This is a genomic window from Paenibacillus sp. NPDC058174, assembly GCF_042883865.1.
Classification (GTDB): domain Bacteria; phylum Bacillota; class Bacilli; order Paenibacillales; family Paenibacillaceae; genus Pristimantibacillus.
In genome coordinates this window covers 1-13692 of record NZ_JBHVUY010000016.1, presented here as the reverse complement: position 1 = coordinate 13692, position 13692 = coordinate 1, and the positions used below count along the sequence as shown (strand labels likewise).

Genomic DNA, 13692 nt, shown 5'->3' with positions numbered 1-13692 from the left:
GGAAGCAAGCTGCGGGGACTTAAGGATATGTTCTCTCTTCCTTTGGGCAAACAATTTGCTCCGGCTGGCGGACCTCCTATACCAAGTAAATTTCATTTAGATGATATAGCTGATGGAAATGTATCGAAGATTGATAAGGCAGTGAGAGAACAGCAAAAGAAAAATCTAGCAGATGGAATGTATTCAGGAACTAAGAAAGTTGATCCTGGCGATGTTAAGGTTAATAAAGGGCCTGAGGGGTCAACTAAAGGCGGTAGTAATCTAGATCTTGCAGAATGGGATACAAAAAGAGTGAGTGGAAATGTTTTCAAGATTGATAAATATGGTAATAGAAAAATACGTTCATCAGATTTTAAAAAGTTCAAAAAAGATATGAAAAAAGAAGGAATTGAAGTTGTAATTGATAAAGTTAAGGTGCCAAAAGATAAAGCTGGAGGTTTTGATCCTGAAACTGGGATCATGTATTTTAGAGAGAAGCCATCTCAAATTGCAGCTTTTCATGAAAGCATACATGCAAAGCAGTGGTTAGAACTAGGGAAAGAAAAATATTTAAAACAAAGCACCTTAGAGAGAGAGGAACATGTGTATAAAATAATAATGGAGAATACAAAACAATTTACAAGAGCAGAAATAATTGCAACAGAACGATATATATATAAATTGAGGAACAACGGACAACCGGCACCATTTGGCTGGCCACCTTCAAATTCTGATATATTTAAGGGGTGTTTAGATGAATGATTCAAAACTTTCTAGATTGCAAGCTTTAAATATTGCACAAGAGTACATTAACGAACGTAACGAACAGAACAGAAATAACAATCACTACGCTCCTTGGACAATTAATAGCGACATAAATAAATCTGTTCATTATTACGAGAATTTTATTGCATTAACTGAGGGTGCTTGGGTGGTTGAAATAGAATTTAAGGATTTTGAAAAGTTTTTGGTTATTTCGGATGTCGAAAAAGTTATTTCATTTTTTATATTTGGAATTGACAGAAATGTATTACCGAGAATGTTTTCTCAATTAACCATAGATAAGTTGCTCCAAATTGCACAAAGTTATAATGAGGAGTATCATTTAGAGGGAGTAATCGATTCTATTCGTGGTGAGTCAATATTTTTTTATGAGAAATTTGAAGGTGTTGAAGGGTACTCATGGATTATTAATATGAAAGTACCACCTTCGCCTTTTGGTGGTGGTGACACGATAAGTCTGATTATATCTGATGAAAAAGCTTGTGTTGAATATATGTTTGATCCGTCAGGCTACCCGGTTACTCCACATTTAGATGGAACGTAGAAGTGAAGCTAAAGATCTGTTGGAAGATACTAAGGAAACTTTCAAATTACTATAGCGTTTGTGCTGCGCTTAACGCGAATGCGATAAGTCAAACAAACATATTTGAATTAATATACCAAGGGTGGATTTCAACTATTTTGCAATATCAGTAGGTAGTAATCTCCGACTTATCAGTATGCTGTAGTAAATAAATCTTCCTCCTTTCTTAGCATGGAACAACAGTAGGTGACATCATAATTTAACTTTAAGTAACTAAATGAAAATAAACTAGACTATGGTACAAGAAAAATCCCTATTTCAACTTGCAGAATAAGTAGAAATGGGGATTTTATAATTCTATTAAAATTTGAAGTATTATGTATGACAGAGAATATAGGAAGATGACGAGTGACTATCACCCTTGAACCTTTGCGAATAATGTGTTCCTTAAAAAGGCAGATAGAATAGAGATAATGAGTTGCAAAAAGAAAGATTATTCAAAGTTATCGTGAGCTATGCAACGGCTTTAGATTGACATAAGTTTGGGGAGATGCAATGCAACAAATATTAAATACTGAAGACCAACAAGTGGGGGGAGGGATATCAATGGCTATCGAGAATGCTTTGGTTGAGCGAATCAGTAACATTATTTGGTTTTCAAATTGTGGTAATAAACTCGAATTAAATATTAATTTTGAAGTCGTTAATGAAGCAAATTGGAAAAAGGCTACAAAACAATCTCAAAGCAGATACTGGGAAGAAATCACACAGGAGGCGGGGAACAAATTAACTGAATTTTTATCCGTTAAATTCCCTGATAGATACAAAGAAAGGAACAAATTAGTTAGAGAGAGCAAGGAATTGATTGAGGTATATGTGGTTCCTGAGATAAACGAGTATATAAATCATAAAGTGTTATCTCCCTTAATTTTGGAAAATGTGAAATGGGATGTTGTTAGTGCTATTATGGAGTATAACTACAAGGCTGAAAAAGAGCCGATTTTTTTTCTAGAGCTCCTAAAAGTATACGAATCTGGTAACTTCCCATGTGGATGGAAAGGTAGTTGGCCTGATGGTAAATTAATTGTATATTAATAAGCTATTGATTGGAGAATGTATATGTCAAATTTCTTTGAGTTAACTAATGTGGATAAACAGAGGATTGAAGAGGCGAAAAATGAAATTGTTTTAATTGCCGATCAGTTATTTGTTTTAATTGGTAAGAGATTTAAAGATACGACTGAGCTTGAACGCCAAGTTTTGGCAACATTTTGTTTTGGTATGGTTAATACCATTGTTTTAATAAAAGAACTCAATCAAATACAGACACATGCCGTTATTATCAGTTGTTTAACATCAGTTTTTAAATACAGTGAAGATCAGGCAGAGGACTTTACTCAGGAGTTGATCAATTCAACAGATGAAGAATATCATCCTGTCATGTTCTCAATTATTCGTAGAGGGATAAGTGGCTATCAGCAGTACGTTAATAATCAAAAAGATCAGTTGAAATCCAATATACTTGAGGTTTTAGCTATCGTTAATAAAAAGTAATAGTAACTATGTTTGATATGAACAAAAACAGGTCAATTATGGTCAGATTCTACCATGATTGACCTGTTTTTGTTATCTTCGTTTCATACCTTAGGCGATGTGCCCTACGAAGTGAAACGCTCCTTCTCGCAAGGGCAAACCGACGCTTCCACAGGCGGATGGGATGGAGAGAGCCGTCTTAGCTATACGGTGGAGAGCGATCAATATTATCGGATCGGGGATAAGGTCAGTTTTCAGAAGAAAGAACTAACAGTCGTGGAAAGTACGGCAGAGCTGCGGGACAGTGAATGGATCTACCACTACAAGCTGTACCAAGAGAGCGATCTGAAGTTAATCTTGATCACGAATTCATCCGTTATTGGAGCAGCGCTAGAAGGCCGTATTCTAGACGTAAAGGGAGATAAAGTCCGCATTCATCTGAATGTGGATGCTGAGCAGGGCAAGGAGCAGGCCTGCTGGCTGCCCTATAAGTCGGCTTACACGGCAGAAGGAAACAGCGGATTTTATTGCATGCCGCAAACAGGTGATAGCGTACAGCTCTACATGCCGAGCGCGAGCGAGAAAGAAGCCGTTGTGATCTCCTCCGTGCGCAAAGGAGGAGGTTCACCTAAGCTGTCCGATCCAAGCGTGAAGTACTGGGGGACGAGCTTCGGCAAGGAACTCAAGCTGGGCGGCAGCGAACTGGTATTAAACGGTCAGGAGAATCAGCTGTTTATTAAACTGGATACCGGAGAAGGCATCACGATTGAAAGTCCGAAGTCTATTCGCCTCACATCGGATAAAACGATGGAGCTGGCGGCGGAGAAAAGAGTAGAGCTGCGAGCCGGAGAGACAATGTACCTTCTAAGCGGAGCAAGCAGTCTGGTGCTGGACGGGGAAACCGATATTCAGGAACAAGTCTGAAAGTAGAGGGATTGCAGAAGCTGCCCGTTTTCGTAGAAGACTTGGAACCTGAGCCGGAAGTGCCGTTTGCGGATGAAGTACAGGAACAAAGTGCCCCCGAAGAGAGTGCGCCCGAAGAGGAAGCCCCGCCGAAGAAAAAGAAGAAAGGGCTGTTCGGAAAAATCATGGACGGCGTGCAGCTCGCGTTAGATGTTGCCGGGATGATTCCGGGAGTGGGTATCGTCGCCAATGTCGTGAATGCCGGCATATCGGTGGCGAGGGGCGATTACGTCGGCGCTGCGTTATCGATGGCGGCTTGTATTCCGTTTGCAGGGGCTGTAATCAAGGGTGCAAAGCTTGCAAAAGCGGGGATGAAAGCTTTCAAGCTCACCCAAAATATAATGAAGACGAGCAAAAGCGTTGCTACTGCCGTAAAAACAGCGGCAGCCCAACAAAAAATATTAGGCGATGTCATCACTGCAGCACGTAAGTTGGGCAGCAACTTAACGTTACAAGCCAAGCTGAAGAAGCTGCAGCTGGGGATGAAAATAGCGTTGGTCGGGTCCCTTCCGGTGCGAAGATACAACTTAGAGAACGATCCATTAGGGTTGGATACCATGAAATCTTACTTCTCGGGAATAGGCAGCCGAGTGGTAGATACGCTGATGTCACCAATCGAAATAATCAAGATGGGTATAGGCCTTCATGTTACGGCATGGAAAAGCGATGACCCGCTGAAAAGTTACTGGGAACAAATTTCGGGATTTTACGGAAACCTAATCCCGAGCACGATTACTGCCTTCAAGTCCTACATGAGAGAACTTGCCTCAGGGGATCCGAATGCGTGGGGAAGAGCAACATTTGATTTATTAACGCTACCGATTGCCTGGGGTAAAGCGGTGACAGTTGCATCAAAAACGTCGAAAATGATGGTAAGTTCCATTAAAAATTCGACTTCTAAGGCTTCGAAATACATTAATGAAGGATTGTCACCGCAGGTAGTAACACCATCGGGAGTTAGAATCAATAGCATGGATCTGGGTTCGACACCGAATAAGCCTCATGTGAACACTCCTGAACAACAGAAGAAGATTGATATGTTGATGGGAAGGGATCCTGAGGGAACGGGTAAGCCAAAGAATAACGATAAGAATAAAAAAGAACGTGAAAGAGAAGAAGAGGATAGAAGAAGAGAAGACGAAGAGAGACGAAGGAGAGAAGAAGAGACTGAGGGGACGGGTAAACCTTCATCAAACTTTGCTAACAGAGAACTTCTTGAGGGGCACTATGAGAAGCATGGTGGAGAATTTAAAGGTTCGTATAAAAATGCTGATGAGTACCTTCAAGGGGCAAATGATGTAATGAACGGTGGCACTAAAGTTCAATACGAATATAAGTTAAAGAATGGGACGGTTGAAACAAGGACTGGTTATGTTAAATTTATGGGTAACACTCAGAAAGGCGAAGCTAAATTTGAATTTGTTGGTACAAATACTAATGGAGATATAACAACCTATCATGTAAAACGTGGAGAAGATTTATGGAAACTGTTAAATGGCAACAAGCATGATAAAACTATTAACCCGTTTGAGTAAAAGAGGAGGGATTCCCATTCAGTACACGGCAAAAGTTATTAACATGAGCCCCATAATTGAAGAAGAGGTTACGCTTGAAATTAACGGAATTCAAATTATTGCTTTCGCAAATGAATGCCCGTTTGAACTCATTGTTGGAGAGGTCTATCAGATTGAACTCGATGTGACCATACTTGATGAATTTATTATCGAGCAAGTGAACTTGGAAGAGTACAATATTCATCAGCAGAACAATAGTTTCGCTTACACCTTACAAGGAAAACTAGATATTGATGAAGGGACTTTAGAAGTAGGTAGTATAACTTTTGAAATTGATAGTGAGTTCCTGATGGATTATGGTTATCTGCATGAACAATATGTACAAATAGGGGTAGACCGATTAACCGTCGATTTTTTGAATAACTAAATGTATGAACCTTGATTGGCTTAATGCCTTTCAAGGTTTCTTTTTTATGGGGATACCCATTGCCGAATGAACCCATCATTCAATCAACAGCAGACTTAACCCAGGTAATACCCGTATAAAGATTTCGTCATTTTGATTGTACGCACATCAAATGCTTTAATTTTATAACCTAATTAACGCTATTCCGATACATCAAACAGGTCGATTATTGTCAGATACCACCATGATTGACCTGTTTTTTGTTATCTTCGCTTTCTCACAGTTTTTTGAAATCAATCGCAACTGTAAAATACGCCACTACGATAGGGAAGATGAGAAGGTAGTATATTGCATCTTCTAGGGTAGATAGCACGACAATTAATATTGTCAGGACTTATCTGCAAATTGTCCGCAACAAATGAAATACATGCCGCGATGATTATCGTGAGCGAACAATCTGGTGACGACCAGTTGACATAGAACAGGCAGGGAACGTATAGGGCTAGCCACCTGCCCTCTAATTAAGCCCGAAATTCATCAAAAAATTCGGGAGGGGGCGGCACATGCAAAGCTAGCGGACAAGGTAATAGGGTGCTGAATGCCATCTTCCATAACCTAGCTGTACAGCAAATCCAAGTGGCTAAAGGTGACAATAAGAAGCAACGGAATCCCGTTTTCTACGAGTATTACCAACGAAAGCTAGCGGAAGGCAAGACAAAGAAACAAGCACTGATATGCGTCATGAGAAGGCTTGTGAACATCATCTACAGCATGATGAAGAACAAGACAGAATACCGGGCGGCAACTCTAACAGAGCGTCAGGCAAGCTGATATAATGGTGGTGATTGGTAAAACGGTCGCTTCCTTCTTTATTCCCTAGTTTAAGATTACTACTTAGGGGACGGGTAATGTTAGACCTGTCCAAATAATTGAAAACAGATATCCAAATGAGATTCAGCAAGGAAAGAGTTTTGAATATGTTTTGGAGAATGGTCAAGTTAAAATTAGAGATGGAATTAAAGAAGTTGACTTCGTCATAGATGTAAATGGTAACTTAAAGGTTGGACGAGGACATTCTAATTTAGCTAATGGAGCTGATGTTCAAGCTGCTGGAAAACTAAAAGTCGATGCAAATGGAAATGTTAGAAGAATAACAAATGAATCAGGACACTATACTCCAACAGCTGAGCAAGCCAAAAACTATGAGAATATATTTAATAATGCTGGAATAAAGACAGAAAACGCGTGGTTAGAAATATATCAATTAGAACTAACGAGCAACGGTTATGTTGATTTAGGGAAATTAAAGAAAGTACAGTCAACTAAATTGAAATAGAGGGGGGAGATATTTTGACTACTCAAATGAATGAAGAAATTTTTTCAACAAATTTATCTACAGCAGTTGATAAGATAAAAAAGGCTAGGAACATTTCGAGCGATATAGTTAAATTTGTTATAGAGCCTGTTGAGGAACATGGGAAAATGTTAGATGGTAGCGATGAAATGATGAAACGTCTTGTGTTATCTAAAGAGAATATAGGTGGTAAAAAACTATTGTTAGAAGATGTTGTTGGGGTTTTAGGAGGGCTTTTTCCGAAAGCCCCCATATGGATTAATGTATCTTTTATGGAGATGGAAGGAGATACCCCCATATTCAAATTGGAAACTAGTTTACGTTTTAGAAAACCAACATTATTAAGGAATGCTGAAACAGGTCATGTACCTTTTAACGCCATTGTATAAGGTATGTAAAGATTTTTGTATAATCTCTTTACAGAGACTCATGGGGCTACCCAGTGCCGAATAAACCCGTCATTCAACCAATAACACATATAACCCATGTAATACCCGTATAAAGATTTCATCATTTCATTTGTACGCACATAAAAGCTTGAATTTTATACCCTAAATAACGTTATTTCGTTACATTGGACAGGTCGATTATGGTCAGATACCACCATGATTGACCTGTTTTTTGTTATCTTCGTTTTCTCACAGGTTTTTCAAAATAAACGCAACTTTGCGAATATATAGTGCGATGGATACAGTGTCGGAAGGTTCGCAACGATTTACTGAGATAGCCCGACAACTATATTGTCAGGACTTAACTGAACATTAACAAACGGGAAGGTCATGTGTTAAAGGCTAGCCACCTGCCCTCTAATTAAGCCCGAAATTCATGAAAAAATTCGGGAGGGGGCGGCACATGAAAGGGGTTACTACAAACGTAAGGAGCAAAGAACAGAGGAGTACAATTCACGAATAGCTGATAAGCAAAAAATTGTTGGAGACAATACCAATGGTTACAGACTGGTAGAACAAACAAAGTGGATGGAACAAATGCAAATGATTCAAATTATAGAAAGATTAAAAAGAAAGTCTTGGTCAGATAAAGATGGGTTTAATTGGCAGTGGGATTCGCAACATGGTAAATTAGAAAAATGGAATAAACGAAGAACTGAGCATTTAGGAGAGTTTGATCCTGTAACTGGTAAGCAAACTAAAGATGGTGATCCTTCAAGAAGATGGGATGGTTGATATGATGGAACATGGGATGAGATTTGTTGAGGAATTTCCTGAGGTTAGAAAATTAATTGAAAGTTTATTGATTAAAAGAGAACTAGACGAGTGGTATAAAAAGAAATGTGCTGAAAGATTAGAGATACCAAGTGAATTAACTGAGATCGGTAATCTGAAGAAAATTGAGAGCATAAGTAAGATCAGTCCATCTGAAGAGATATTATTACATCTACAGGATTTATCAGGTGCAGAAGAGTTCTTACTTAATCAACAAATAAATATAAAAGTTTCGAAATTGTTACCAATTTATATTTTAGATTATAGTTATTCAATTAGGCATGCCTTGATAGATGGTGTTCTGGAAATTGTGGGAACAGCAGAATCTTTAGAAATGATACAAGGAACTAATCACATTAATAGGATTATGGCTTCGAAAGGGTATACTGAGATTAGTTATCTATATGATTTTTACGATACAGTTTATGAATGGGGCGATTTACCTAATATAGAGCCTTTCAACAGAAGATTAACTTTAGGAGATGTTTTATTTACAGACGTATTAGAATTATGCTAGCTTTGAGTGTTTGGATGAGGAAACCCAGTGCCGTGCCTGAAGTAAGAGAGGTTCATTATAGAGCTAGCAAATTGATAAACCTTGATGGGCTATATGCCTTTCAAGATTTTCTGTGACGGGGCCCCCCAGTTCGAATGATCTCATCTTTCAAGCAACAGCTTATAATAACTCAATGTAAGATGCTAATTATCAATTCGATTGTATGCACATTCAATGCTTGAATTTTTATATTAGTAGAACCGAATTAATCCTATAAAGAAAGCTGGAAGGTAAGTTGAAAAGCGAGATAAGAAGGCTTTTGAACGTCATACACAGATGATGAAGACATAAAATTTCGATAATTGTGATGCAGATACTAAAGCTTATATTTTTCTAAAATAATAATTGCAGGTAACAGGTTAATTATGGTCGGATATACTATAATTAACCTGTTTTTTATCTGCCGCCAACCGAGCTAATGATACGCACCATGCACCAGCTATTAAGCGGTCGGGAGATAACGAAGTCAAACAAATAAATCGTCAAAGGGGTCAACACAATTCTACAATGAACGCATGAGCTATGTGACTTCGTAAATCAGCGACAGTTCGGATGCGTTCTACATCGCTAAAGTGTTATTTGCGAGACTGGACGAACTGCCAGATATCAATTCAGAGGATATTTACTGGACAATCATGCAGATGGTGGCAAGAATGAACTCTATCGTCCAACATGCCACCATGATCAAGAATCAACTTCATCAGCCGTTAGGCATTATTATCTATCGTACAAGTTCATCTGCGGCTTTGACGGAAAGGTGGCTCTAGCCTTATGGGGAAAAGTACCTCACTTAGAATCGGTGGGGTAGAGAAGACGGTGCAATAGATGAGCAAGTAATTATTGCTTGTGAGAAATCTTTTAGTGTGAGATTTCCAAGATGATTATCTTGTATGTATAAAAAAACGGTTGTTATCCTAGGCCTAATTTTTATGATAATAATGATGATGAGGGTGGAGCAGTTTTTGATTGTCTATTAAGTTTTACAAGCAAGGATTCTAATATAGAAGTTGTTTATGAATTGACTGCACTTCCAGAAGGTATTATTCCATTTGCGAGAGACCCATTTTGTTTTAATTACTGTGATACTAAAGGTTCTCCGACAGTAGTTTTCTATGATCAGGAATCAGTGAATATGGATAAAATTAAATTTATATGTGATTCTTTTTCTGAATTGATTGACAGATTATACTCTGATTGAGGAAACAAAACAGGAGAGAGGGTTAGTTGTATGGAAAATTTAGATTTTGAATATTCTTTTACTCCTATTGATATTCAAGACATCGAAGATTTTGAAAATAAGTATGATATTTTGTTCCCTGATGATTATAGACAATTTTTGGTATCTAAAAATGGAGGGAAAACTGAGCAACGAAGATTTAAAACTAATGATGCAACTAAGAAAGGCGTAGTAACATCGTCTATTTCAATGTTTTTCCCTCTATCAATAGAAAATGAAATAAATCTAGAAGAAAAATTAAGAAGTTATAATTTGGCGCAAGTGGTACCAAGTAATTTACTTCCAATTGGAATTGACCCAGTGGAGAGTTTGATTTGTTTATCAATTGATGGGAAAGATAGAGGTAGTGTATATCATTGTGATATGGATTACTTTGAAGAAGATAACGAGTTAAGAGTGGAATACATTCGACTAATTTCTAAAAGTTTCTCTGAATTTGTGGATAATTTATATATTCCTGAAAAATAATGATAGTGTTTTTTATTGATTCGAATTAGTTGATAATTGGTTAAATTCTTTAATTAATGGGGCTTTTTTTATGGACTAACTACCCAGAGATAGCCTCTTCTTTTACTCCAAATTTAAAATACTTAGGGGACGGTAATGTTGAGGGTTTGAATCGATCCGCAGGTGCAAAGTTAACAGAATCCAGCTTGCCACCAATTAAATAATCTTAGGCGGATGAATATTGGAAATTAATGAACAAGTACATAACCAAATTGTACAATTGTGTAAACAGGGAGACACCTGTTTGATAAATGACAAACTGATAAGGCAATTGAGAGTTACTTAGCGGCACTAGATTTGGTTCCGTTACCGAAGAACGAGTGGGATACCAGTACATGGATATACAAAGCAATAGGTGATACTTATTTTCATAATGATGATTATGAAATGGCAAAGAATAATTGAGTGTGTTTGAGTGCGAGGAGCTAAGATTATTCGCATTTGGAAAGTGGATGAAAGCATTCAAGGTGGAGGTTACTGGGTAGAACCCTGATTCATGTGATTGATTTCTTTGAGCGGAGGAAGGAAATGACACCAAATTTATTTTTAATTGAAATGTATCCAACAGTATCTTTTAGTAATGAAGAGGTGCTAGGTCGTCTTTTAGATGTTTTTGAGTCAGATGAAAAGCTAGTTCCTACCCACTGGGGAAATGATGAACGGATTAAGGTCGAGTATAATCGAAATGAAATTATTGAGAAAGTTACAGAACGAAGAATAACAGAAATTCATCTTCATCGAGATAAGTCTATTAAATATTCTGGTTATTTTCATGTAAATCTCAGTAATCGATCTTTTTTATATTTTAATTTCCATAAATCCCTTTCTAAAAAACATTGGTCGATGTTTTTTGAAATATCCGACAAAATATCAAATATTGCAAAACCCCGTTACGGAATTACCAATATATTTTGGCCAACAGCATATCCTTGGAATACTGAGAATGAACGCAATCAAATATTGATGGATTTATGTTCACAACCAGTACCAGTGGAGTTTCTGCAGAACGGTCCTTTGGGAGTAGGATCTCGAACTTATTTTAGTAATGATGTTCTTGAACTGTTTAGAAGAGAGTATTTGAAAAATTCACCAGGTCATGTATCTGAGTTTGATTGGGGAGGAATTTGTATTGATGTAATTGAGAAGCCATGGGAAGCTGATTCTAGTGAATTGCTTAACAAGTGGTTGCAAGTAATGAAGTATTTAGAAACTTCTGGCGCAATAGCTGTTCCGAAATTTACCAATAATCGGATGGGCGCAACGTTTAGTCCTAGCGACGCTTGGCAAAACTATCTCAATAGATAAAGTGTAGATGGGATGTGGTTAAAATGACAGGGCAACAGGATCGAAGTAATGTCTTGAAAATATTGAATAGTTATAAAATAAACAAGGAAGTTATTTATGGACTAGAGATGAACGGTATAGATTTAGCTTATACTGACTTATCAGAGGTAATGGGGGACTGTATTCAGGCGGTCAGAGTAAATCTTAGAGCATCATAATTAATAAGAGCTTCCTTTCTTGATTGTGATTTTGAACAAACTGATTTCAGCAACAGTAACTTAGAGAAGATAGATATGGGAGATTGTGTTCTAAATGGAGCGAACCTTTATAAAGCTATTTTAAAAGGAGCCAAGATTAATATAAGTATGTGCAGAGGAACTTGCTTTGATGAAGTTGACTTTTCTGATGGGGAAGTAATTGGATCATCGTTTAGTAACTCATCATTTAAAAATGCGAGTTTATCTAGAATAAATGCTCAACAAAATGAGGCTATTTTTGATGAAGGTGTTTGGGAAATAGTCAAAAGTAAACTATAGATCTGTAGATCTGTATGCTAAACAAGTTTTACTTCAAGTTGTTTTTATAAAATTTAGATTGGTAGATCAGGTGATAGTTGGTAAAACGACTATCATCTTTTTATTCCCCAAGTGTATGATTACTACTGAGGGGACGGGTGAATCTAACGGAACTCCAAGTCCTACACATAATGCTAATGGAGATAGAATTGATAATGTTGATGTTCCAAAAGTAAAAGAGCCTTCTTCAGTCTCTGAGTTATGAGGCAGGAGGATCTGGCGTTTGATATGTATGGTGCATTTAAAATGAAAAATGATACGAGCGATATTGCTAGGAATACAGGATGGAAGGAATCCGATATTCAACAAATTTGACCGGAATTATCAACAGGCATTGGCCTGGGAGCGATTTATAATAAAAACGACATCTTATTACTTAATCATGAATTATTTGAATCTAATTATATGAAAAAATATGGGGCAACTTATGAAAAAGCACATGCAGAAGCACAAAAGCATTATAATTGGTCAGATAGCGTATATGAATAATTAAGGAGGTAGAACTTTGGCAACGTATGTTCTGTTAGTTAAAGAAGAAGAGACAAAGGATTTTGTAGTGTACAGTTTTGGTCCTGATGAAAACTCATTAGGTAAGATAAAGTTAAGTATATCGGATGGGGAATGTGAGGAAATTGAAAAGGTTCCAGGTTCAACTGCAAATTTCTATTATTTACGCGCAGCTTCAAAATTAATTAGAATCTTAAGAGAGAATGATGGTGTTTTTCCAGATAGAACGTCCTATGCTTCTTAAGGGTTGTAGGTAATTTGTATAAGTCCACATACAAACCCAACAACATGTATGAAGATTTTTCGATTTGATTTTACGTACACCAAATGCTTGAAAAAGTATAACCTAATATCATTGTTCCGTTAAAAAAACAGGTCAATTATGGTCATATCTTACCATAATTGACCTGTTTTTTTGTTAGCTACCACCACTATTAAGAGTAGCAACTAAAATGAGGGATTTTTCAAATCGTCCGCAACTTAACTGAATCTTTCAGCGATTCTATTCCGATGGGGTGGAGGCTGTCGGGGAGAAAAACATCGGCTACCTGGAATTTAAAAGTCCCGCGCTCGACGGATTTATGTACAATCTCATGTTTCTGTTCGAATTTGACGGTCAAACGGTAATGGGAACCTTTTGCTGCATGTACAAGGAATATACAAATTGGAGAGATATCGCATTTCAAATTGTGAAGACAATTCGCGTAGTTAAAGGGGAGGAACAGACATGAACCAAGCCCTGCATACT

At 37.4% G+C, this 13692-nt stretch carries 15 protein-coding genes and 3 pseudogenes; 17 read left to right on the top strand and 1 reads right to left on the bottom strand.

What is annotated here, in order from left to right; all coding sequences use genetic code 11:
- The 17 genes and pseudogenes from ACFVVF_RS29115 to ACFVVF_RS29035 form a co-directional block, all read left to right on the top strand.
- Positions 1-741: zincin-like metallopeptidase toxin domain-containing protein (locus ACFVVF_RS29115; RefSeq protein ID WP_387816800.1), on the top strand; the 741-nt coding region annotated here is incomplete at its 5' end.
- Positions 734-1306, top strand: a complete 573-nt coding sequence (locus tag ACFVVF_RS29110; RefSeq protein ID WP_387816799.1) for a hypothetical protein — start codon at positions 734-736, stop codon at positions 1304-1306. The genes ACFVVF_RS29115 and ACFVVF_RS29110, both read left to right, overlap by 8 nt.
- Positions 1307-1840: 534 nt before the next feature.
- On the top strand, positions 1841-2380 hold the full coding sequence (locus ACFVVF_RS29105) for a hypothetical protein (protein ID WP_387816797.1): 540 nt from the start codon (positions 1841-1843) through the stop codon (positions 2378-2380).
- Positions 2381-2404: 24 nt separating this feature from the next.
- Complete coding sequence (gene imm48 / locus ACFVVF_RS29100; protein ID WP_387816795.1) at positions 2405-2839, top strand: Imm48 family immunity protein; 435 nt, start codon at positions 2405-2407, stop codon at positions 2837-2839.
- Positions 2840-2893: 54 nt separating this feature from the next.
- Positions 2894-3742, top strand: coding sequence for a phage baseplate assembly protein V (locus ACFVVF_RS29095; RefSeq protein WP_387816793.1), 849 nt, complete (start codon positions 2894-2896; stop codon positions 3740-3742).
- Positions 3743-3783: 41 nt separating this feature from the next.
- Positions 3784-5316 carry a hypothetical protein gene (locus ACFVVF_RS29090; RefSeq protein ID WP_387816790.1) on the top strand — a complete coding sequence of 511 codons (1533 nt, stop codon included), beginning with the start codon at positions 3784-3786 and terminating at the stop codon, positions 5314-5316.
- Positions 5276-5722 (top strand): hypothetical protein, encoded by a 447-nt coding sequence (locus tag ACFVVF_RS29085; RefSeq protein ID WP_387816787.1) that lies wholly within the window; start codon positions 5276-5278, stop codon positions 5720-5722. The genes ACFVVF_RS29090 and ACFVVF_RS29085 overlap by 41 nt, the downstream gene beginning before the upstream one ends.
- 525 nt (positions 5723-6247) lie before the next feature.
- Positions 6248-6532 (top strand): annotated as a pseudogene (locus ACFVVF_RS29080) (IS110 family RNA-guided transposase); the annotation flags it as partial.
- Between the two features lie 91 nt (positions 6533-6623).
- Positions 6624-7037 (top strand): annotated as a pseudogene (locus ACFVVF_RS29075) (hypothetical protein); the annotation flags it as partial.
- 26 nt (positions 7038-7063) lie between these two features.
- A complete protein-coding gene (locus ACFVVF_RS29070; RefSeq protein WP_387816806.1) occupies positions 7064-7444 on the top strand; it encodes a hypothetical protein in 381 nt (126 codons plus the stop codon).
- A gap of 588 nt (positions 7445-8032) precedes the next feature.
- A complete protein-coding gene (locus tag ACFVVF_RS29065; protein WP_387816785.1) occupies positions 8033-8239 on the top strand; it encodes a colicin E3/pyocin S6 family cytotoxin in 207 nt (68 codons plus the stop codon).
- A gap of 4 nt (positions 8240-8243) precedes the next feature.
- Positions 8244-8795 (top strand): hypothetical protein, encoded by a 552-nt coding sequence (locus tag ACFVVF_RS29060; RefSeq protein ID WP_387816804.1) that lies wholly within the window; start codon positions 8244-8246, stop codon positions 8793-8795.
- An 860-nt stretch (positions 8796-9655) separates the two neighbouring features.
- Positions 9656-10032, top strand: a pseudogene (locus tag ACFVVF_RS29055) (SMI1/KNR4 family protein).
- A 30-nt stretch (positions 10033-10062) separates the two neighbouring features.
- Entirely contained in the window at positions 10063-10539 is a 477-nt protein-coding gene (locus ACFVVF_RS29050) for an SMI1/KNR4 family protein (RefSeq protein WP_387816783.1), read from the top strand.
- Positions 10540-11106: 567 nt separating this feature from the next.
- Positions 11107-11883 carry a hypothetical protein gene (locus tag ACFVVF_RS29045; RefSeq protein ID WP_387816781.1) on the top strand — a complete coding sequence of 259 codons (777 nt, stop codon included), beginning with the start codon at positions 11107-11109 and terminating at the stop codon, positions 11881-11883.
- 200 nt (positions 11884-12083) lie between these two features.
- Complete coding sequence (locus ACFVVF_RS29040; protein WP_387816802.1) at positions 12084-12398, top strand: pentapeptide repeat-containing protein; 315 nt, start codon at positions 12084-12086, stop codon at positions 12396-12398.
- A gap of 544 nt (positions 12399-12942) precedes the next feature.
- Positions 12943-13188, top strand: a complete 246-nt coding sequence (locus tag ACFVVF_RS29035) for a hypothetical protein (RefSeq protein WP_387816779.1) — start codon at positions 12943-12945, stop codon at positions 13186-13188.
- 220 nt (positions 13189-13408) lie between these two features.
- Here ACFVVF_RS29035 and ACFVVF_RS29030 read toward each other — a convergent pair.
- Positions 13409-13692: hypothetical protein (locus ACFVVF_RS29030; protein ID WP_387816777.1), on the bottom strand; the 284-nt coding region annotated here is incomplete at its 5' end.